The following is an 18,681-nucleotide window of genomic DNA, read 5'->3' as shown; positions in this document are numbered from 1 at the left end:
ATCGGTTGGTGAGACGGGTTCGGGTTGTGGTCGCCTGCGATGGGCGCTGGGCGGTGGTGACCTGGCGGTCTGTGACAATGAGCGGGTGAATGCGACTGCCTCGGATCTGGCGAATGAGCTGCGCAACCAGGGGATCAGCCGGGTCGACGACTCGCCGCTGGCCCGGGCGCTCTACTCCAGCGACGCGAGCCTGTATCGGGTGGTGCCCTCGGTGGTCGTCCGGGTGCAGTCGCGCGACGAGCTGCTCGCCGTGCACGCGGTGTCCCGTGCGACCGGGGCGCCGGTGACGATGCGAGGTGCGGGCACCTCGATCGCCGGCAACGCCGTCGGGTCCGGGATCGTCGTGGACACCCGGGACCTGCGGACCATCTACGAGATCGACCCGGAGGCGCGGACCGCGCGGATCGACCCGGGTGTCATCCACGCCGACCTGCAGCGGGCCGCCGCCCCGCACGGGCTGCGGTTCGGGCCGGACCCGTCCACGCACACCCGCTGCACCATCGGCGGGATGATCGGCAACAACGCCTGTGGCAACCGTGCGCTGGGCTACGGCCGCACGGTCGACAACATCGAGGCGCTGACCGTGCTCTTCGGCAACGGCGAGCAGGCGGCCTACGCGGACGGAGTCTCCTCGGGGGAGACCGCGGAGCGGCTCCAGGCGCTCGTGGGTTCTCACCTGGCCCACGTACGCACCGAGTTCGGCCGCTTCGGCCGCCAGGTCTCGGGCTACTCGCTCGAGCACCTGCTGCCCGAGAAGGGCGGGCGGGTCGACCGGTTCCTGGCCGGCACCGAGGGCACCCTGGCGACCGTCCTGGAGGCGACGGTACGTCTCGTCGAGGACTCGCCCGGGCGGCTGCTGCTCGTGCTCGGCTATCCGACAATGGCGGACGCGGCCGACGCGGTGCCTGCGCTGCTGGCCGTGGCGCCGGGGCGGCTGATCGCGTGCGAGGGGATGGACGCGCGGATCGCCGACCTGGTGCGGGCCAAGGGTCGCCCGGTGCCGGATCTTCCCAAGGGAGCCGGCTGGCTGATGGTCGAGGTTGCCGGTCAGGATGCTCCTGACCTGGTGCAACGTCTTGCCGCCGAGTCGGGCGCGCTCGAGTCGCGGCTGGTCTCCGACCCCGCCGAGGCGGCTGCGCTGTGGCGGATCCGTGAGGACGGTGCCGGTCTCGCCGGGGTCTCGCTGCCGACGCCGGCCCACTCCGGCTGGGAGGACGCCGCGGTCCCGCCTGAGCACCTCGGTGCCTGGCTGCGCGACTTCGAGGGGATCCTGTCGGACTTCGGGCTGCACGGCTATCCCTACGGTCACTTCGGCGACGGCTGCATCCACTGCCGCATCGACTTCCCCTTCGCGCCGGACTCGCCGGAGTCGGCGCAGGTGTTCCGGGAGTTCATGACCGCGTGTGCTTCTCGACTGGTGACGTACGGCGGCTCGCTCTCGGGCGAGCACGGTGACGGGCGGGTGCGCTCGGAGCTGCTTCCTCTCATGTACGACTCGACCTCCATCGAGCTCTTCGAGCAGGTCAAGGGCATCTGTGACCCCTCGGAGCTGCTCAACCCGGGCAACATCGTGCGGCCCGCGTCGATCACCGACGACCTGCGTCCGGTGCGACCCCGTGCCCTTCCCCGGACCGGGCTGCGGCTCATCCATGACCACGGTGACCTGGGTGCGGCGGCGCACCGCTGCACCGGCGTCGGCAAGTGCGTCGCGCCGAAGACCGCCGGAGTGATGTGCCCGTCCTACCTCGCGACTCGCGAAGAGAAGGACGCGACCCGAGGACGCGCGCGGGTGCTGCAGGAGGCGCTCGACGGGTCGCTCGTCGGCGGGCTCGGCGACCCCGCGGTGGGCGAGGCGCTCGACCTGTGCCTGGCCTGCAAGGGGTGTGCGTCCGACTGCCCCACGGGCATCGACATGGCGACGTACAAGTCCGAGGCGCTCTATCAGAAGCACGACGTCCTCGGGGAGCGGCGGCCGCGCTCGCACGCCCTTCTCGGGCAGCTGCCGAAGTGGGCGCGGCTCGCGGCGCCGTTCACGGGCATGGCCAACGCGTCGCTCAAGATCGGCCCGTTGGCGAAGATCGCCAAGAAGACCGCCGGGATCGACCAGCGGCGCTCGATCCCGGCGTTCGCGCCGAAGACGTTGAAGCGGTCGGCGCCGACCGCGAAGCTCCCCGAGACCCCGGACGTGTGGATCTGGGCCGACTCCTTCACCGACCACTTCTTCGCCCAGTCCGGTCACGGCGCGATCGCCTGGCTCGAGTCGCAGGGTCTGACGGTGCGTGTGATCGGCGAGAAGGCGTGCTGCGGGCTCACCTGGATCACCACCGGCCAGCTCGACGACGCGCGCGCGATCATGGAGAAGACGGTTCGTACGCTCGCGCCCTATGTCTCCTCCGGCGTCCCCGTCGTCGGTCTGGAGCCGTCGTGCACCGCGACGCTGCGGTCGGACTCGGTGGAGCTCTCGGCGCTGCCCGAGGCCGAGGTCGTACGTGATGGGATGCTGACGTTCGCCGAGCTGGTGACCCGTCTGGTGGCCGAGGGGCGGGTGACCTTGCCCGACCTGAGCGGCGTCGAGGTCGTCGCGCAGCCGCACTGCCACCAGCACGCCGTCCTCGGTTGGGCGGCCGACGAGGCGCTGCTGGTGAAGGCCGGCGCCACGGTCACCCGGGTCTCCGGATGTTGCGGCCTGGCCGGCAACTTCGGGGTCGAGGAGGGGCACTACGAGGTGTCGGTCGCAGTCGCCGAGACCCACCTGCTCCCGGCCGTCCGGTCCCACCCCGACGCCGTCGTCCTGGCCGACGGGATGTCGTGTCGCGTCCAGCTCGACGACCTCGCCTCGGTGCCCACGATGCACCTCGCCGAGCTCTTCGCCTCACGCGTCTGAGTCGGCGGCGGCGCCGGCCGCGAGAGGTGTAACACGTTGTTCGTAGGACTACTCGCCCTATCTGAACGACCGGATAGTCCTACGAACGACGTGTTACATGCGCGGCCGACGCCGTCGATGGGTGTTGGCGCCCGGCCGCGCCTAGACTGAAGCGGTGAATCCGCGGACCCGTCGACTGATCATTCCGGGCGCGCTGATCGGACTGCTGCTGATCGTCGTGATCGCCTCGGTGGTCCGATGAGCAGGGAGTCCGAGCCGCTGCTGCGGGCGTTGAACCGGATGCGATCGGTGATCCTCGATCCCGAGCAGCTGGTCAAGGCCGTCGCGTCGGGCAAGCAGCGTGGTAGCACGCCGAAGTGGCGTCGCGCCGAGATCCGCTACGTCGACCTGAAGGCGGGGCGACACCTGCAGATCACGACGTACGACGCGACCCAGGCGTTCACCGCGAATCATCCCGTGGGAGATAGTTCGGCACTGGACGATCTCCTCGACGAACCGTTCGCCAACTGGATCGTGACGACGGCGACCGAGCAGACCCAGATCCAGGCGAAGTCGCCCACGACGGCGCTTGTCTCGACCACGGAGCTGACCGCGCCGGTCGAGGTCGAACGAGGCCATGACCAGGCAAAAGAACGGCTGTTGCCGGAGTCCGATCCGGTATTCCGGGTGCTCGGGCTCTCGGACAAGGACGGGAAGCTGAAGCCGTCGCGCCAGGCGAAGTACCGCCAGGTCGAGGAGTTCCTGCGCCAGCTCGACGCCGCCCTGACCGACGCGATGAAGTCCGGCAAGGTCCGCACGCCCACTGCCGAGGATCCGCTGCGGATCATCGACCTGGGTGCCGGCAACGGCTACCTGACCTTCGCCGCCCAGCGCTACCTCACCGAGGTCCGCGAGCTCCCCGTCGTCGTCACCGGCGTCGACGTCAAGGAGCAGTCGCGGGAGCACAACTCGAAGATCGCTGCCGAGCTCGGGGTGAAAGCAGAGTTCGTGGCCGGGACGATCGAGGGCGTACAGCTCACCGAGAAGCCCGACGTGGTGCTCGCTCTGCACGCCTGTGACACCGCCACCGACGACGCCCTCGCCCGCGCGATCGAGTGGGAGACGCCGCTGGTGCTGGCCGCACCGTGCTGCCACCACGACATCGCCGCCCAGCTCCGCAAGGCCCCGACCCCGACGCCCTACTCCATGCTCACCCGCCACGGCATCCTCCGCGAGCGCTTCGCCGACACATTGACCGACGCGCTGCGCGCGAGCCTGCTGCGTCTGTCCGGCTACCGCGTCGAGGTGGTGCAGTTCGTGGAGAGCCAGCACACCCCGCGCAACACCATGCTTCGCGCGATCCGCACCGGCTCGCCGGTCAAGGGCGGCTCGGTGAAGAAGGAGTACGACGAGCTGGTCGCCGAGTGGGGCGTACGTCCGAAGCTCGGCGAGCTGCTCGCGGACCGATGAAAGCGGTCGTCGCCGCCGCGGGCGCGCTCGGACTGCTGCTGATCACGTCCCTGCCCGCGAGCGCGGCCGGCGACGACGTGCTCTTCGCCTTCTCCGACCCGACGATCAGCGAGGCCAGCGCGCTGACGCCGCTCGGCAAGGGCCTGTACGCCACCACCAACGACTCCGGGGACAGCGGACGCGTCTTCACCGTCGACTCGCGCGGTGACACGGTCGGCGTGACCCACTGGGCTGCCGACCCGGTCGACGTCGAAGGCCTTGCGCCGGCGGGACGCAACCACGTCTGGGTCGGCGACATCGGCGACAACAACGGCGTCTGGGACTCGATCAGGATCGCGAAGGTGCGCGTCGGGCGGGGCGAGCGCACGGTCTCGCCGACCGTCTACGAGCTCGTCTACCCCGACGGCCCGCACAACGCCGAGTCCCTGCTGGCCCACCCCGACGGCCGCGTCTTCGTCGCCACGAAGGACTGGGGTGGCGGGCGGCTCTACGCCGTGCCGGAGCGCCTCGACCCCGACGGCCCCAACCGGCTGAAGGAGGTCGCCCCGGTCATCCCGATGGCCACCGACGGCGCCTTCTTCCCCGACGGCAAGCATCTGGTCGTACGCGGCTACTACTCCGCCACGATCTACGACTGGCCCTCGATGGACCGGGTGGGCTCGTTCCGGACCCCCGACCAGGAGCAGGGCGAGGCCATCGGGGTCACCTCGAAGGGCGAGGTGGTCGTGACCAGCGAGGGCATCCGGGCGGAGGTGATCCGGGTCGACCCCGCGCTGATCAGCGAGGTGCTCGGCGACGAGCCGTCCCCGACCGCTACCCCGACCCCGGCCGCTGAGCCTGAGCCGGGGGCCGAGGACGACGGCGGGGACACCGGCGGTTCGGTCGGACCGGTCGCCCTGGTGGCGCTCGCCGTCGCTGCGTATTTCATCTTCCGCAAGCGCAAGTGACGCCGAGTCGCCGGGTCAGAGGCGGTCGACGACCCAGTCGATGCAGGCGGTGAGGGCCTCGATGTCGGCGGCGTCGACGGAGGGGTACATCGCGATCCGGAGCTGGTTGGTGCCGATGCCGCGGTAGGCGTCGAGGTCGACGACGCCGTTTTCGGCGAGTACGCGGCGCAGCTCGTCCTTGTCGATGCCGGCGTCGAGCTCGACGGTGCCGACGACGAGGGAGCGATGGGTGGGGTCTTCGACGAACGGGCGGGCGTACGGCGCCTTCTCGGCCCAGGCGTAGAGCGCGTCGGAGGAGGCGGTGGTGCGGGCGACCATCGCGTCCAGCCCGCCGGAGGAGTTCATCCAGTCGAGCTGCTCGGCCATCAGGAAGAGCGTCGCGACGGAGGGGGTGTTGACGGTCTGCGCGCTGCGGGACTGTTTGATCGCCTCGGTCAGCGAGAAGAACGAGGGGATGTGGCGGCCGCTCGCCGCGATCTCCTCTGCTCGCGCGATCGCTGCGGGGGAGAGCAGGGTCAGCCACAGACCGCCGTCGGAGGCGAACGACTTCTGCGGCGCGAAGTAGTAGACGTCGCTCTGGGCCACCTCGAGCGGCAGCCCGCCGGCCGCAGAGGTCGCGTCGACGACGGTGAGCTGATCCGCACCCGCGCCGGCGGGACGTACGACCGGAGCCATCACACCCGTCGAGGTCTCGTTGTGTGTCCAGGCGTAGACATCGACGTCGGTCTCGTGTGTCGGCACGGCCAGGGCCCCCGGATCGGCCGAGATCACCGATGGATCGGCCAGCCAGGGCGCCGCCTCGGCCGCGGAGAGGAACTTCTTGCCGAACGCCCCGAAGACGGCATGCTGGCTGCGCTCGCGCACCAGGGCGTACGTCACCAGGTCGAAGAACGCCACCGAGCCGCCGTTGCCGATGACGACCTCGTAGCCCTCCGGCAGCGAGAACAGGTCGGCCAGCCCGGTCTGGACGCGGCGGACGAGATCCTTCACGGGCTGCTGCCGGTGAGAGGTCCCCATCACCGACACCCCGGTCGCGGCGAGCGCCTCCAGGCGGCCGGTGGGCACCTTGGACGGCCCGGACCCGAAGCGTCCGTCGGCGGGGAGGAGGTCGGCGGGGATCTGCAGCGTCATAAACCCATTCTCGCAAGTTGCGGGCATCGGCCAGAATACCGACGTGTCTGTTGAGATTCGCCGGGTCGCGTACGACCACCCGGATGCGCAGAAGCTGGTCGACCGGGTCCAGGAGTTCTACGTGGAACGCTACGGCGAACCCGACTACGACCCGACGGTCCCGGAGATGTTCGAGCCGCCGTCGGGCACCTACTTCCTGGCCTACCTCGACGAGGTCCCGGTCGCGTCCGGCGCCTGGCGACGCTCCGGCGAGCTCGCCCTCGGGACCGAGGTGACCGCCGAGATCAAGCGGATGTACGTCGTGCCCGAGGCCCAGGGCCAAGGCCTCGCCAAGCGGATGCTCGCTCACGTCGAGGCCTCGGCCCGGGCCGCCGGCTTCGAGGTCATGGTCCTCACCACCGGCGGCCTCCAGCACGAGGCCATCGGCCTCTACGCCGCCTACGGCTATGTCGACGTCGAGCCCTTCGGCTACTACAAGGACGACGACCTCGTGGTCTGCATGGCCAAGCGCCTCGACGGCTGACCTGCTGCCCCACGTGAGGCATCTGGGGTTGTGAAGTCGAGCGTGCCCTATAGGTCACTCTCAACTTCACAACCCGGATGTGCCTACTTCGCCCAGTCGGCGTTCCAGCCCTCGACCGCGTCGGCGGGGCGGGGGGAGGGGCCGGTGTAGATGGCGCTCGGGCGGATCAGCCGCCCGGTCTTCTTCTGCTCCAGGATGTGGGCAGACCAGCCACCCGTGCGGGCGCAGGTGAACATCGAGGTGAACATGTTGGCCGGGATCTGTGCGAAGTCGAGGACGATCGCGGCCCAGAACTCGACGTTGGTCTCCAGGACGCGGTCGGGGCGGCGGGCCCGCAGCTCCGCCAGCGCGGCCTTCTCCAGGGCCTCGGCGACCTCGAAGCGAGGCGCGTTGAGCTCGCGGGCGGTGCGGCGCAGGACGCGCGCACGCGGGTCCTCGGCGCGGTAGACGCGGTGGCCGAAGCCCATCAGCCGCTCGCCGGAGTCGAGCAGGCCCTTCACATAGGCGTCGGCGTCGCCGGACTTCTCGACGTCCTCGATCATGCCGAGCACGCGCGAGGGGGCACCGCCGTGGAGCGGGCCGCTCATCGCGCCGATCGCGCCGGAGAAGGCCGCGGCCACGTCGGCGCCGGTGGAGGTGATCACCCGGGCGGTGAAGGTGGAGGCGTTCATGCCGTGCTCGGCGGCCGAGGACCAGTAGGCGTCGATCGCGTGGGCGTGGGCGGGGTCGGCCTCGCCACGCCAGCGGATCAGGAACTTCTCGGCCAGGGTGCTGCCGTTGTCGACCTCGCGCTGCGGCACCACCGGCAGGTGGATGGAGCGGGCCGACTGGCCGGCGTAGGAGAGGACCATGACGGCCACGCGGGCGAGGTCCTCGCGGGCCTGCTCGTCGGAGATGTCGTAGGTCTGCCCGAACCCGAAGGCGGGCGCGAGCATGGGGATGGCGGCCTGGACGTCGACGCGCACGTCACCGGTGTGCACCGGCAGGTTGTAGGCCTCCGCGGGCGGCAGCCCGGGGCCGTATGAGCCGTCGATCAGCAGGCCCCAGACGTTCTCGAACGGAACCCGGCCGACGATGTCCTCGATGTCGACCCCGCGGTAACGGAGGGCCGAACCCTCTTTGTCGGGCTCCGCGATCTGGGTCTCGAAGGCCACGACGCCCTCGAGACCGTGCTGTACCTGGCTCACTGCCGTCTCCCATTCTCCTAGTGTCGTTCCGCATTCTGCCCCACCCGCCCAGAAGATAGGCTCGACGGCATGGATCTGGCGGCTGAGCTGGCGGCAGCACGAGAGAACTACACCCGCAGCGGGCTGCACGAGGACGACCTCGCGACCGACCCGTTCCTGATGTTCGAGAGGTGGTACGCCGAGGCTCGTGACGCGGGCATCGTCGAGCCCAACGCGATGGTGGTCTCCACCGTCTCGGCAGCCGGCGCGCCCTCGTCGCGGACCGTGCTGTTGAAGGGCTTCTCGACCGAGGGCTTCACCTTCTTCACCAACACCGCCTCCCGCAAGGGTTCCGACCTCGAGCACAACCCGCGCTGTGCCGTGCTCTTCCCGTGGCATCCGCTGGAGAGACAGGTACGCATCGACGGGCGCGCCCACGAGCTCTCCCGCGAGGATGTCGAGGCCTACTTCTCCCAGCGTCCGCGCGGCTCCCAGCTCGGCGCGCACGCCTCCCACCAGAGCCGGGTCGTCGCCGGGCGCGAGGAGCTGGAGGCGGCGTACGAGCGGATCGAGGCGCAGTTCGAGGGTCAGCCGGTCCCGGTACCGGAGGAGTGGGGCGGCTACCGCGTCGAGCCGGAGCGGGTCGAGTTCTGGCAGGGACGGCCAGGGCGGATGCACGACCGGCTCGTCTACCTGCGCGAGGGCGAGAGATGGCGCACCGAGCGGCTGGCCCCGTGAGGGGGATGGAACAGGTCACCCAGGCGCTCGGCGGGCGGATCGCCTACGGCGCCGACTACAACCCGGAGCAATGGCCGGAGGAGGTCTGGGACGAGGACGTACGCCTCATGCGGGAGGCCGGGGTCAACCTGGTCAGCGTGGGGATCTTCTCCTGGGCCCTGCTGGAGCCCGAGCCGGGGACGTACGACTTCGGCTGGCTCGACCGGGTGCTCGACAAGCTGCACGCGGGCGGGATCGCCGTGGACCTGGCGACCGCGACCGCGAGCCCGCCGCCGTGGTTCCTCGAGCGTCACCCGGAGGCGACGCTCGTCGACCCGATCGGCAATCCGCGCGCGTTCGGTGCGCGCCAGGCGTACTGTCCCTCGTCGGTCGCCTACCGCGACGCCGCCACGACCCTCATCGCCGAGCTGGTCAAGCGGTACGACGACCACCCGGCGGTGGTGATGTGGCACGTCAACAACGAGTACGGCTGCCACAACGACCACTGCTTCTGCGATGCCAGCGCGGTGGCCTTCCGGCGCTGGCTGCAGGAGCGCTACGGCGCGGTCGAGAGGCTCAACGAGGCGTGGGCGACGGCCTTCTGGAGCCAGCGCTACACCCGCTGGGACCAGATCGGGCCGCCGCGACAGGTCTCCTACGGAAACTTCGCCAACCCCGGTCAGCAGCTGGACTGGTGGCGGTTCTGCTCCGACGAGATCCGCAACCTCTACCGGGTCGAGGCGGCGGCGGTGCGGTCGCACTCCGCCAAGCCGCTGACCACGAACTTCATGGGGTTTCGCAAGTCGCTCGACTACCGGAGCTGGACCGACGTCGGCGATCTCGTCTCCAACGACCACTACCTCATCGCTGCCGATGAGGACCGCACCCCGCAGCTCGCGATGACCGCCGACCTGACCCGTTCCTGGGCCCACGGTGAACCGTGGCTGCTGATGGAGCACTCCACCTCCGCGGTCAACTGGCAGCCGCGCAACATCGCCAAGACCACCGGCGAGATGCGCCGCAACTCATTCCAGCACGTCGCCCGCGGCGCGGACGGCGCCCTGTTCTTCCAGTGGCGCGCCTCGCGCGGCGGTGCGGAGAAGTTCCACTCCGCGATGGTCCCGCACGCCGGCACCGAGAGCCGGCTGTGGCGAGACGTCGTACGCCTCGGGGCGGATCTCTCCGCGATCGCCGAGGTCGCCGGCACCCGGGTGGAGCAGGCCAGCGTCGCGATCGTCTTCGACTGGGAATCGTGGTGGGCGGCCACCTTCGACTCGCACCCGTCGGTCGACGTCGACCCGATGGCGACCGCCCGGGCCTGGCACAAGGCCTGCTGGGCTCGCAACCTGGGCGTCGACATCGTCGGGGTCACCGACCCGCTCGACGGCTACGACGTCGTGGTGCTGCCCGCGCAGTATCTGCTCTCTGACGAGACCGTCGACCGGCTCACCGCCTTCGTCGAGGCCGGCGGCACCCTGGTCGCCACCTACTTCACCGGGATCGTCGACGAGCACGACCACATCCGGCTGGGCGGCTACCCGGGCGCGCTGTCCGATCTTCTCGGGGTCCGGATCGAGGAGTTCTGCCCGCTTCCCGAGGGCGACGAGATCCCGCTGACCGCCTACGGCTCCGGCGCGATCTGGAGCGAGCGCGGCCGAGCGGTCGGGGCCGATGTCGTGGCTGCGTACGCCACCGGTGACTGCGCCGGCGACCCGGCCGTCACACGTCGACGCGTGGGCAAGGGCACCGCCTGGTACGTCGGCACCGAGCTCGCTCCCGACGCCCTCGACACGCTGGCCACCCAGATCTTCACCACGACCAAGCCGGTCGTCGGGGGCCTCCCCGAGGGCGTCGAGGCGATCCGGCGGGTCGGTGAGCAGGGGACGTACGTCTTCGTCATCAACCACACCCACGAGGCGGTCATCGTCCCCGTGCGCGGCACCGACCTGCTCTCCGGCAACGAGGGCGGCCCGCATCTGGTCCGCGCGGGTCAGGTCGCGGTCATCAGGGAGGATCGCTGAGAGGTTCGAAGATTACTCTCGCTCGCGATACAACCACGGGAGAAACTATTCTCTGCGCCTACTGCCGACGACCTTCTGGATGCGTGGCGCTAGATCTGTAGCGGCGTGGCTTGCCATCGCCGAGGTCGGTGAGAGTGTCGACGCGGTGAACGGTGACCTCGCGGGCGAGCATGGAGCCCAGTCGAGCGGCGACCGCGGCGGCGTCGCCGCCGGCGATGGTCGCGACGACGGTGCCGTCGGCGGCCTGTTCGACCGACCAGCCGCGGGCGCCGGCGTCCTGGAGGTGCTGGGTGAGGTCGACGCAGGGGACCGGGGTGCCGGACGGGGTGGTGAAGACGGTGGCCTCGCGCCCCTCGAGGGCGTCGATCGCGAGCCTGCCGTCGACGCGGACCAGGCGGCCGGTGTCGCCGGTGCGGTAGCGGACCAGCGGCATAAAGGCGTTCTCACCTGCGGTGACGACGATCTCGCCGATCTCGCCCTCGGGAAGAGCGGAGCCGTCGGGACCGAGGATCTCGACGTGCACCCGGCGGTCGGCGACGACGAACGGGCCGCCGTCGGTGCTGACCGCCACCGGCCGGGTCTCGTGCAGCCCGTAGACGTCGATCACCGGGCACGCGAAGGTCCGCTCCAGGTCCGCGCGTAGCGTCGCGCTCAACGCCATCGCCGAGGAGATGATCGCGATCGGGCGTACGACGTCACGGAGGTCGAGCAGGTGCTCCAGCGATGTCGGATGCCCGGAGATCACCTGCGGGTCGGCGTCGCGCAGGAACGCCCGCTGGTCCGCCGTCGGCCACTCGCCGGGATGGAGGTTGACGCGCGCCACCAGGCTCTCGCCGAAGCCGGGTGCGACCGAGACGTACGTGAACGCCTGGCGCTGCCACACGACCTGCACCACGGCGAACCGCTCCGGATCCGGCTCCCAGCCGCCGCTCAGCCTGGCGACGATGTCGCGCAGCCAGTGGAACCCGCGGGCCAGCTCGTCGGGATCGTCCGGCATCACCAGCGCCGCCCCGGTGCTTCCCGAGGAGGTGCCGTGCAGCATCCGCCCGTAGTCGGCGTCCAGCGGCACGAACCCGCCGATGTCGTCGACCAGGTTCTGCCGGGTGATCAGCGGGAAGTCACCGAGTGCGTCGAGTCTTCCCCGATGTCGACGGTACGCAGGCAGTGACCGTGCCACGGCCAGATGCTCCTCGAGCCAGCCCGTGACCGGAAGCTGCGACCGGGCCGCCTCCTGCTCGGCCGGAGTGAGCCGGTGGCCGACCCGATGCCGCCAGACCGGCGCCGCAGGATGGCCGTCCGCCGCGGCCAGCCGTGCGGATCCGGCGGCGGACAGGCCCGGCCAGCGTTCGGCGTCGGTGAGGGCCGCCGAGGCCATCGGGGTGTATTCGGCCAGGTCAAGAGGGTCCTTCGGCGATTCCGTCACGATCACTCCGGGCTGTAGCGGCTGGCGGCCTCACGCGCTCGCGCCTCCTCCAGGCGCCGCCGGATCTCCGAGCGGTGCTCCCGGTCGCGCCGGGCCCGTTCGAGCGCCTCGGCGCGGGCGGCGGAGTCGAGGCGGGACAGGATGGCTCGGGCGTTCTGCTCGCTCTCGCCGCCCGGCCACTGGCCGCACCACAGCAGCAGAGTGCGTGCGGCCTCCTCGCGGCGCTCCGCCTCGTCGACCCATCGCTGCGGCTCGACGACCGCGGCGAGCCGCAGCGACATCGCGAGCAGCGCCCGGTCGAGCCGGTCGACGCGGAGAGCGGTCGAGAGCGGCCCGGCCAGCTCCTGGGAGGAGACCAGCCACAGCACCACCGCGGCGCTCTGCCGTGCCACGACCTTCGAGGTCGCCGCGGCCTTCCGGGCAGCCGCGATGACCGGGCCACCGGACTCGTCCAGCACGTCGCCGGCCAGCGCCACGACGTCGACGGTCTCGTCGAGGAACCACGACGGCGTGGTCGAGATCCGCGCCATCACCTCGTCGACCGTCGGTCCGGGCGCCAGTCCGTCCCAGGCGGCGTCGAGATCGAGCTCCTCGTCGAGCCAGGCCTCGAACAGTTCCTCGTCAGCCACGGTCTGCTCCTTCCGGCGTGTAGGCGGCGATCCGTGCGGCGAGCGCGGCGCACGCCGCGGGCGCCTGCATCACGTCGGGGATCTCGGCGACGTCGTAGCCGAGCCGCTCGGCCTGCTCGCGCGACTGCCCGCGCCAGTGTCCGATGATCATCAGGGACCCGGTGTCGATCACGCGCCGCACGGCTGCGGCGACGTCGGCGTACTCCTCCTGGCCGCGGCCCAGGAACGTGTCGAGGCCGGCGTCGGAGAGAACCACGAGGTGGCGCTGCCCCTCGGCCGGTCGCCGGCTCTCGGGGTAACGGGCTCGCAGGAGGTCCAGGGGAAAGGTGGTGCCGCCGCCGAAGTAGGTGGTCAGCTGCCGCATGATCTCGACCCGGTCGCGGGTGTAGGCGCTGTCGCCGGCGACCTGCCCGGCCGAGCTCCACGAGGTGACGCGCACGCGACCGCCGCCACGCAGCACCGAGAGCGACAGGATCGTCCCGGCGACGATCGCCGCCGAACCGCGCTGTGGATGCGTCATCGACCCCGAGGAGTCGAGGTAGAGGTCGAGCAGCACCGGCTCGTCGTCCGGCTCGGGCTCGTCCGGGAGGAACGTACGCCGCCGGGTGGTCACCCCCGGCACGAACACCGCTCCCGTGGTCAGCGTCGCCGGCCAGTCCAGCTCGGCGAGGTCGTCGCCGAGCCCCCACTCCTCCAAGGGACCCGGAATCGCGGGCCCGGCGGGAGCGAGCCCGCGCTGCACCAGGGGTGCGACGTGCGGACGGGCCTCGGCCTCGTACCAGGCCGCCATCACCGCGTTGGGGTCGGCGCCGGCCAGCAGCTCCAGCGTCCGGGCCAGGCCAAGGGCCTGCCCGCTGCCGTCGTCGGCGGCTCCTGCGGAGCCTTCCGCGACGACCACCTCGGCGTCCTCCGGGTGGACCAGGGGCTTCTGCAGCCGCGGGTCGCCGATCGCCCCGGCGAGCTCGGCCGCGGTGGGCGCTCCCGGCGACTCCTCGTGACATCCGGTGCCCTGAAATCCGAGCAGCAGGTAGGGCACCATCACCATCGCCCAGGGCACCGCGCCGCTGACCGGGTCGGCGGCGAGCGTACGCACCACGTCGGCCACCGTCGTCGCGTCATGAGCAGGGTCGAGGCCGGCTCGCGGGTCGTACTCGAGGTCAGCGAGATCGCGCTCCCGCTGCTCCACCTCGCGCTGGGCCCGCCACCGGTCGGCGCGCTCCTTGGGGAGGCCCTTGCGGCGCTGGTTCTTGACCTGCTGCCGGAGGCGCTGGATCTCTCGCTCGTAGGCCGCCCTCCACGCTGTCGGAGCCTCCGGCCAGGCGAGGGTGCCCTCGGGGAGCCGCCAGAGCAGCTCGTACGCCCGCTGCACCACCCACCACAGCTCGTTGTCGTCGGCGCCGCGCAGCCCCTTGGCCAGCGCGGGTGCCGCGAGGGCCTGGGTGAGCTGCACCATGTCGGGGGTGCCGTCCGGGGCGAGCCGGGCGCGCTGCAGCTGCATCACCCGGTCGTTGATCAGCATGTCGGACCACAGGTTGGCGCAGAACCCGCTCGCCGCGGCCAGGTCGAGGCGGTGCTGCCGGTCGTAGAGGTCGATCACCCGGGCCATCTGCTGACGGATCTTCAGTGAGTCGACCCGGGTGCTCGGGGAGAGCACGTGGTGACCGATCTCGTGAGCGAAGACGCTGGTCAGATGCCCTTCTCCGCCGTGGCGGGCGAGCTCGCCGGGGTCGACGTTGACCTCGGGCGGGAACCCGAACCAGGCGAAGCTGCGCTCCTTGGAGCGGGTGTGCACGACCGGGTCGTGGAGGTCCACGCCCCACAGGTCCAGGGCCTCCTCCCAGGCCTCGCGCTCGGCGGCCGTCGGTGCCCTCACGCCGCCTCCCGCACGACCTCGAGCAGGTAGGACGTCGGCACGCTGACGACGCGGACCCCGGGCGTACCTGCAGCATCATCAGGGCCGGGGTCGTCAGCAGCGAGCGAGACCGAGTGTCCGAACAGGTCGGCGGTGACCTCCCACAGCTCCTCGCCGACCTCGACCAGCCACCGCCCCTCGCCCACGGGGAGGACGTCGCCGGGGTGGGCTGACCATGGCCCGCCGAGCCCCGCGAACCCGCCGATCCGGGCGAGCAGATAGGCGCGGCCGAGGCCGCGCCAGGCGGGCCAGAAGAACCGGTCCGTACGCTGCCCCTCGGCGAATCCCGCGATGTCGGTGGAAGGCATCCCGAGGGTCGCGGCGGCAGCGCCGCTCAGCCCGGCATCGAGGCAGGATGACAACGCTCGGAGCGCATCGGTGCGCAGCCCGATGACCCCGGAGCGCCAGGCGGCGACCGCAGCCAGGTCCTGGACCGCCTGTGCCTCGGACGGCAGCGACCCCAGAGCCCGCAGCCCGGCCCGTAGAGAGGAGTCGAACCGTTGCTCGTCCCCGCCGAAGCGAGCGACGTTGGCCGCGGCGAGCTCCAGGTCGAGACCGACCACGACGGGCATCGGCGTCGGGTCTGCGAGGCGGGTGGAGGCGTTCACCGAGTGGCCGGGGCGACGGATCATGCCCCCTCCAGCCAGTGGAGGTAGTTGGAGTACCGCTGGTGGAGATACTTCAGCGCGACCAGGTCGTCGTAGTCGCGGCCGTAGATCTTGCCGACCTTCGAGATCCGGCCGACCTCCGACTCGATCCGGGTCAACCGCTGCGAGACGGTCAGCCGGTCGAGCCCGTCCAGCCCGCCCCCGAGCTCGGCGAGCAGGTCGCCGACAGGGTCGGCAGCTTCGAGGCCGAGCGCGACGAACTGCTTCATCGCGGTGTCGAAGAGGTCGACGAGCCACGAGGCGGGGTCGTGGGCGAGCTCCTTGTCACCGGCCTCGAAGCGCGGGTGCTGCGGGTTGGGCAGCAGCTTCCCGCGGAGCACGAACGGCACCATCGCGCGTACGTCGTCGAGCCCGACGGACGAGGCGCCGCGGAACCACGCCGACGCCTTGGCGTACAGGATCAGGGTCTGCAGGGCTCGGACGGAGAGCCCGTTGAGGGTCTGCGCGCCGAGGTCGACGACCAGGTCGGCGCCGGAGTTGGCGTCGATGACCGCGCTCACGTCGCCGCCGGCGGTCGCGACGACGTCCTTGGTGCGGTACTCGAAGCGCCGCCCGCCGTGCTGGACGAACTCGAACTGCCCGGTGAAGTACTCCAGCTTCCGGCGTACGTCCGCAGGCAGCGGCACCGCCCGGATCGCGGCCAACATCGTGGACTGCTCGTCGGGGGAGAAGACCAGCGAGGACGGCACGTGCTCCTCGGGGCGCTCGCCGGCCTCGACCCGGGTGACCAGCTCGTCGAAGAAGCGGCCGTTGAAGCCGAAGGCCTGGACGGTGACGTCGAGCCGGTCCTTGAGGGCCTGGATGACCTGGAAGGTGCCGCCGCCGGAGTCGTCGTTGGCGGTGAAGAACCAGCTCTCGACACCCTCCTCCGGGGCCGTCCGGCGCAGCTGGTCGTGGCTCTCCACATAGCCCTCGGCGACCATGGTGAGCAGCGCCGACTGGGTCTTGGTGGGGATGCGGTTGTACTCGTCGACGATCTTGACCTTCTCCGTCAGCCACGACTTCCAGGCGATCGTGATCTCCGCCAGGGACCCCGCGGAGACGAGGTCGCGCGGCAGCGGCAGCCCGACCAGGTCCGACACGGTCAGCTGCGGCTGCCCCTGCTGCAGGTGGCGGCGTACGTCCTCCGGGGTCGCCCCGGACAGCACCCCCATCAGCACCGCGAGCGTCGTCTTGCCGCGCCCGGGCCCGCCGATCATCAGGCACTTCCCGCCGACCGCGAAGGTGAGCAGCGGCAGCAGCACGTTGGAGGAGTAGGCCGGCTGGGTCGGCAGCGTGATCTCCGCCCCGGCGTCGCCGAGCGGGAACCGGTTGGCCTTCGCCGCGTCGAACTCGACGTCGTAGAACGGCGAGATCACCGCCTTGTTGACCAGCCAGAAGTACGTACGCCGCAGCTTCTCGTCCAGCTCCACGGTCTCGTCCGGAGACCTGAAGAGGTCGGCTGCGGTCAGCCCGTCGCGAGGCCCACCGTGCTGGACGTGCGGCACTGTCGGCGAGGCCGACGTCTTCTGCCAACGATCACTCATTGGTCACTGTCCTCCATCGCGAGCTCCTCCAATGACGGGCCGATCCGGTTGCTTCGCCCGAGCAGTGGCTCGAGGAACTCGTGGGTCGCGGCAAGGCGTTCGGCCACGCTGCCGCGGACCTCGATCCACGGCACCGGCTGGCCGGCCAGCACCTCGCGGAACCGCTCCTGCATCCCGTGCCGGACGTGCTCGCCGTCGCGCATCCCATCCTGCACGAAGTCGATCTCGTCCCCGGTCAGGACGTAGGCGACCGGCCGGTGCGCGGCGGCACGGGCCACGAGGTGGGCGGGCGTCGGGCCGACGTAGCGCTCGTGCCACAGCGTCGTCGCCAGCACGTCGGTGTCGCAGACCAGGACGGGCTTCGGCACCCGGCGCCGGGCGGCGTCCTCCCAGCCGATCTGCCGGTCGACGATCAGGTCGAACTCGTCGCTGCGCCAGGGCGTGAACAGGCCGCCAGGGCGGATCTCGGACCAGAGCCGGCCGTACTCGGGGACGCAGTGTGTCCCCAGGCCGACGGCAAGCTCAGAAGCCAGCGTCGTGGTCCCGGTCGACTCCGCGCCGAGCACCACGACCCGCTCGGTGAGCCAGGCGCGGACCGGAGCGGGCAGCTCGGCCCAGTGGCTGGCCGGGTCTCGACGGATCGCCGTTCCCGACACCGAGTTGAACACCCGGCCGGGATCGACCTGGACCCAGGTCGCGTCCAGCCGCCGGGCGAGCTCCTCGCCGTAGGCGTCGGAGGAGAAGACCGCGTCGACCGGGGCCGGGAGCAGCTCGGAGATGACCACCATGTGCTCGTCCCAGGCCGCCGGGTCGTCGAAGTCGACCCGCGCCTCGTCCATCGCGGCGACCACGTGGGCGGTCGGGTGCTCCTCGCGCAGCCACTCCGCGCGCACCTCGAGCGGGATGGTCTCCACCTGCGCGCCGAGGAGCTCGACGGTGACCCGGTCGCAGGCGCGCAGGGCCGCACGGATGAGTGCTTGGTGGCCGGCGTGGAACGGGTAGAACTTCCCGAGCACCAACCCGTGGTCGAAAGACCGCTCAGACACCCGCGACCTCCGGCTCGCGGGTCGGGACCAGCACCCGGCGCCAGTCCCGCAGCGCGACCAGGACGATCACACAGAAGCCGAGGTAGAGCACCGCGGTCGGCCACAGCCCCTTGTAGGCGTACAGGCCGACCGAGACGACGTCGACGGCCAGCCAGACCAGCCAGCACTGCCACCAGCGCCGGTTGAGCATGATCTGCGCGATCACGCTGCCCGCGGTGACGGCGGCGTCCGGAACCTCGGTGGTGGAGTCGGTGAAGGCGTGCAGGACGTACGCGATCGCCGCCAACGCCACCGCGAACCCGAGCGCCATGAGCAGGAGCGTCCGGGCCGAGGCGACCCCGACGAACGCCTCGTCCCGGCGCAGGTGCGCCGCCGACTCCCGCCGACGGGCCAGTGCCCAGTCGACCCAGCCGGTCACCGAGAGCACCATGAACATGACCTGCAGCGCCGCGTCGGCATAGAGGGCGCTCTCGGCGAAGACGACCAGGTAGAGCGCAGTGTTCGCGATCCCGATCGGATAGGTCCACATGCTCCGCCGCGCCGCCAGGATCACGCATGCCGCTCCGGTGACCACCCCGGCGACCTCGACCCAGTGCGCCACCAACCAACTCTGCATGGCCGAACCTTAAAGGAATGGAA

At 71.0% G+C, this 18,681-nt stretch carries 15 protein-coding genes; 6 read left to right on the top strand and 9 right to left on the bottom strand.

Annotated elements, in window-relative coordinates; genetic code table 11:
• Positions 1–85: 85 nt before the first annotated feature.
• From BLT25_RS04875 to BLT25_RS04865, 3 genes are all read left to right on the top strand, one after another.
• The gene (locus BLT25_RS04875) at positions 86–2,884 is read left to right on the top strand and encodes an FAD-binding and (Fe-S)-binding domain-containing protein (RefSeq protein ID WP_091042706.1); all 2,799 of its coding nucleotides are present in this window, start codon (positions 86–88) and stop codon (positions 2,882–2,884) included.
• A gap of 237 nt (positions 2,885–3,121) precedes the next feature.
• A complete protein-coding gene (locus BLT25_RS04870) occupies positions 3,122–4,333 on the top strand; it encodes a class I SAM-dependent methyltransferase (RefSeq protein WP_091042704.1) in 1,212 nt (403 codons plus the stop codon).
• Positions 4,330–5,280, top strand: a complete 951-nt coding sequence (locus BLT25_RS04865; RefSeq protein WP_091042702.1) for an SMP-30/gluconolactonase/LRE family protein — start codon at positions 4,330–4,332, stop codon at positions 5,278–5,280. Before BLT25_RS04870 ends, BLT25_RS04865 begins: the two co-directional genes overlap by 4 nt.
• 15 nt (positions 5,281–5,295) lie before the next feature.
• Here BLT25_RS04865 and serC read toward each other — a convergent pair whose 3' ends face one another.
• A complete protein-coding gene (gene serC, locus BLT25_RS04860) occupies positions 5,296–6,411 on the bottom strand; it encodes a phosphoserine transaminase (RefSeq protein ID WP_091042699.1) in 1,116 nt (371 codons plus the stop codon).
• Between the two features lie 43 nt (positions 6,412–6,454).
• Between serC and BLT25_RS04855 the strand changes: the two genes are divergently transcribed.
• Positions 6,455–6,934, top strand: a complete 480-nt coding sequence (locus BLT25_RS04855) for a GNAT family N-acetyltransferase (RefSeq protein ID WP_091042695.1) — start codon at positions 6,455–6,457, stop codon at positions 6,932–6,934.
• A gap of 83 nt (positions 6,935–7,017) precedes the next feature.
• Here BLT25_RS04855 and BLT25_RS04850 read toward each other — a convergent pair whose 3' ends face one another.
• Positions 7,018–8,121 carry a citrate synthase 2 gene (locus tag BLT25_RS04850; RefSeq protein WP_091042692.1) on the bottom strand — a complete coding sequence of 368 codons (1,104 nt, stop codon included), beginning with the start codon at positions 8,119–8,121 and terminating at the stop codon, positions 7,018–7,020.
• A gap of 69 nt (positions 8,122–8,190) precedes the next feature.
• Between BLT25_RS04850 and pdxH the strand changes: the two genes are divergently transcribed.
• Together pdxH and BLT25_RS04840 are read left to right on the top strand one after the other, a co-directional pair.
• Positions 8,191–8,838: a pyridoxamine 5'-phosphate oxidase gene (gene pdxH / locus BLT25_RS04845; protein WP_091042689.1), complete on the top strand. Its 648-nt coding sequence runs from the start codon at positions 8,191–8,193 to the stop codon at positions 8,836–8,838.
• A gap of 5 nt (positions 8,839–8,843) precedes the next feature.
• Positions 8,844–10,838 (top strand): beta-galactosidase, encoded by a 1,995-nt coding sequence (locus BLT25_RS04840; RefSeq protein WP_091042688.1) that lies wholly within the window; start codon positions 8,844–8,846, stop codon positions 10,836–10,838.
• 58 nt (positions 10,839–10,896) lie between these two features.
• Here BLT25_RS04840 and BLT25_RS04835 read toward each other — a convergent pair whose 3' ends face one another.
• Genes BLT25_RS04835 through pnuC form a run of 7 tightly spaced genes read right to left on the bottom strand, consistent with a single transcriptional unit; the run spans position 10,897 to position 18,658 of the window.
• Positions 10,897–12,261 (bottom strand): phenylacetate--CoA ligase family protein, encoded by a 1,365-nt coding sequence (locus BLT25_RS04835; protein WP_218131245.1) that lies wholly within the window; start codon positions 12,259–12,261, stop codon positions 10,897–10,899.
• A gap of 2 nt (positions 12,262–12,263) precedes the next feature.
• On the bottom strand, positions 12,264–12,890 hold the full coding sequence (locus BLT25_RS04830) for a hypothetical protein (RefSeq protein ID WP_091042683.1): 627 nt from the start codon (positions 12,888–12,890) through the stop codon (positions 12,264–12,266).
• Positions 12,883–14,763 (bottom strand): vWA domain-containing protein, encoded by a 1,881-nt coding sequence (locus BLT25_RS04825; RefSeq protein WP_091042680.1) that lies wholly within the window; start codon positions 14,761–14,763, stop codon positions 12,883–12,885. The genes BLT25_RS04830 and BLT25_RS04825 overlap by 8 nt, the downstream gene beginning before the upstream one ends.
• Entirely contained in the window at positions 14,760–15,434 is a 675-nt protein-coding gene (locus tag BLT25_RS04820; RefSeq protein ID WP_091042678.1) for a hypothetical protein, read from the bottom strand. Before BLT25_RS04820 ends, BLT25_RS04825 begins: the two co-directional genes overlap by 4 nt.
• Positions 15,431–16,996, bottom strand: a complete 1,566-nt coding sequence (locus tag BLT25_RS04815) for a MoxR family ATPase (RefSeq protein WP_091042676.1) — start codon at positions 16,994–16,996, stop codon at positions 15,431–15,433. Before BLT25_RS04815 ends, BLT25_RS04820 begins: the two co-directional genes overlap by 4 nt.
• Complete coding sequence (locus tag BLT25_RS04810; RefSeq protein WP_091042673.1) at positions 16,993–18,042, bottom strand: AAA family ATPase; 1,050 nt, start codon at positions 18,040–18,042, stop codon at positions 16,993–16,995. The genes BLT25_RS04815 and BLT25_RS04810 overlap by 4 nt, the downstream gene beginning before the upstream one ends.
• Positions 18,035–18,658, bottom strand: a complete 624-nt coding sequence (gene pnuC / locus BLT25_RS04805; RefSeq protein ID WP_091042670.1) for a nicotinamide riboside transporter PnuC — start codon at positions 18,656–18,658, stop codon at positions 18,035–18,037. Before pnuC ends, BLT25_RS04810 begins: the two co-directional genes overlap by 8 nt.
• Positions 18,659–18,681 lie beyond the last annotated feature (23 nt).

The sequence above is a fragment of the Nocardioides sp. YR527 genome (genome assembly GCF_900101045.1).
Lineage (GTDB): Bacteria > Actinomycetota > Actinomycetes > Propionibacteriales > Nocardioidaceae > Nocardioides.
This window is presented reverse-complemented; position numbering and strand designations above follow the sequence as displayed.